We start from the raw sequence: 2518 nt of genomic DNA, 5'->3' as shown, positions 1-2518 counted from the left end.
GCGGCCCGCGGCATCGGCGCCTTGGTCGCCTCGGTGCTGGCCCGGGACGGCGCCCACGTCATCTGCCTGGACGTTCCACAGGCCCGGGAGGACCTGGTGCGCACCGCCGACCGGCTCGGCGCCACCGCCCTGGCGCTGGACATCACCGCGGACGACGCGGCCCCCCGGATCTCCGCCGCCGCCCCCGACGGCCTCGACATCCTCGTCCACAACGCCGGCATCACCCGTGACCGGCGGCTCGCCAACATGGCCGCCGACCGCTGGGCGTCCGTCATCGACGTCAACCTCGACAGCGTCCTGCGCACCACGGACGCGCTGCTGAAGACCGGCACCGTCAACCGCGGCGGCCGGATCGTCGCCACCGCCTCCATCGCGGGCATCGCCGGCAACAACGGCCAGACCAACTACGCGGCCAGCAAGGCCGGCATCATCGGCCTGGTCCGCTCGCTCGCCCCGCGCGCCGCCGCCGACCACGGCGTCACGGTCAACGCGGTCGCCCCCGGCTTCATCGAGACGAAGATGACCGCCGCCGTCCCGCTCTTCATCCGCGAGGCGGGCCGCCGGATGAACTCCCTCTCGCAGGGCGGCCTCCCGGTCGATGTCGCCGAGACGACCGCCTGGTTCGCCCAGCCCGCGTCGAGCGCCGTCAACGGCCAGATCGTCCGGGTCTGCGGCCAGAGCCTGCTGGGGGCGTGATCCGGTGGCGAGCCTGATCCTGTCGCTGGCGCGCGGAGCCGCCACCTCTCCCTTCAAACGGGCCGGCCGGCCAGACGCCGAGCTGCCGGCCGACCGGGCGACCCGCCCGGCCGCGCCCCTCGCCGCGAGGCCACTGGCCGCGTACCGCAGGATCTGCGGCTTCGCCGATTCGGGCGCCCTGCCGGTCACCTACCCCCACGTCCTGGCCTTCCCGCTCGCCATGCGTCTGATGACCCGGCGGCGCTTCCCGCTGCCGGTCACCGGACTCGTCCACACCTGGATCGAGATCACCGCACACCGGGTGCTGTATCCCACGGACGAACTCGAACTGACCGTGTACGCCGCTGGGTTGATGCCGCACCGACGCGGCACCGAGGTCACCGTGGTCACCGAGGCGCGGCAGTCGGGCGAGCTGGTGTGGGAGTCCCGCAGCGGCTATCTGTCCCGGCACGCGACGCGCACCGGGACGACAGCAAAAGCCACTGGGACGACGCCGGAAACCACCGCCGCGCCCCCGCCCGCCGCAGCGGTGGCGCTGCCCGCCATCGCCGAGTGGCGGCTCCCCGCCGACCTGGGACGACGCTACGGAGCCGCGTCGGGCGACCGCAATCCCATCCACCTCTACCCGCTGACGGCACGGCTGTTCGGCTTCCCGCGCGCCATCGCGCACGGCATGTGGACCGTGGCCCGCTGCCTCGCCGAGGCCCCGCGGCCGCACCTGATCCATACCGTGCGGGCCGACTTCAAGGCGCCCGTCCTGCTGCCCGGCACCGTCACCTACGCCTCCGACGGCACCGGATTCCAGCTCCGCGACGGCAGCGGCGACAACGAACGCGTCCACCTCACCGGAACGGCGGCGCCCCGGACCGGCGACTGAGGGCCGTCCCGTGACCGCGGGGTTCAGCGAACGAATGGGGCGCCCGCCGGGGGCATGGCGGGGTCAGGCCAGAGGTGCGTACGGACGTGGAGGCGCGTCCGTCCGCGGCCCGCTCGACCGGACCAGAACACCGGGTCAGTTCACCGGGTGCGCCCCGCGGCCTGCCCCCGCGGCTGCCAGGAACGGCCGTGCATGAGGTTCTCCAGACCGGCCCAGGAGAAGTTCATCAAGGTGGCCGCGGCCTCCTTGGCCGAGACGCCCGGAGTCTCGTTCGCCCAGCCGGCGAGCGACTCCGCGGCACCCACCAACGCCTGCGCGAGACCGGCCACATCGCGGTCGGGAAGCGCCGGATCGTGGTGCGCCTCGCGCGCCGCGGCTCCGATCAGACCCGTCACGAACGCAACGATCTCGTCGCGCATCACGCCCACCTCGGTGGCGAACGGCTCCCCGTGCGTACGCGCCTGGCGGTACAGCACCGCCCAGCCGTCCGGGTTCTCCGCGGTGTGCGTGAAGAACGCCCGCAGCCCGGACCACAGCTGGCGATCGGCGGGCAGTCCCGGCTCCGCCCCCGCCTGCACCGCCGCGAGCAGCGCCTGCGCCTCGCGCCGGATGCACGCGGTGAACAGCTCGTCCTTGGAATTCAGGTACAAATACACCAGCGGCTTGGACACCCCGGCCAACTCGGCGATCTCGTCCATCGAGGCGGCCCGGTAGCCGCGCTGCCCGAAGGTCCGCACCGCGGCGTCCATCATCTGCTGCTCGCGCACGGCGCGCGGCATCCGTTTGCCCTTCACAGCACCCACGTCGGCTCCCTCCCGCCCCCGTTGCACTACTCCCCGGTAAGAGTACGGCGCAGGGCCGGGCCCCGTGGTGCGGGCCGCGTCCCGCGACGCCCCCGGTGGCCGGTGAACTACGCAGGAGCAACGACGACTGTGCCCCGTACCC

The 2518-nt window shown here is 73.5% G+C and carries 3 protein-coding genes; 2 read left to right on the top strand and 1 reads right to left on the bottom strand.

Annotation, left to right across the window (positions count from 1 at the left end):
• A partial coding sequence (locus J1C73_RS00395; protein ID WP_207314541.1) for an SDR family oxidoreductase occupies positions 1-696 on the top strand: 696 nt, incomplete at its 5' end.
• Between the two features lie 4 nt (positions 697-700).
• A complete protein-coding gene (locus J1C73_RS00390; protein WP_207314540.1) occupies positions 701-1573 on the top strand; it encodes a MaoC family dehydratase in 873 nt (290 codons plus the stop codon).
• Positions 1574-1713: 140 nt separating this feature from the next.
• Here the strand turns inward: J1C73_RS00390 and J1C73_RS00385 are convergent, their stop codons facing one another.
• Entirely contained in the window at positions 1714-2352 is a 639-nt protein-coding gene (locus tag J1C73_RS00385) for a TetR/AcrR family transcriptional regulator (protein WP_207314542.1), read from the bottom strand.
• Between the last annotated feature and the right edge of the window lie 166 nt (positions 2353-2518).

Source organism: Streptomyces laculatispora (assembly GCF_017353455.1).
Taxonomy (GTDB): domain Bacteria; phylum Actinomycetota; class Actinomycetes; order Streptomycetales; family Streptomycetaceae; genus Streptomyces; species Streptomyces laculatispora.
Note: the sequence above shows the minus strand (reverse complement) of the source record. Positions and strands in the feature narration are given on the sequence as shown.

Excerpts from the sequence above, each read along its gene's own strand:
- J1C73_RS00385 (WP_207314542.1), bottom strand. The coding sequence starts at position 2,352 with ATGCCGCGCGCCGTGCGCGAGCAGCAGATGATGGACGCCGCGGTGCGG.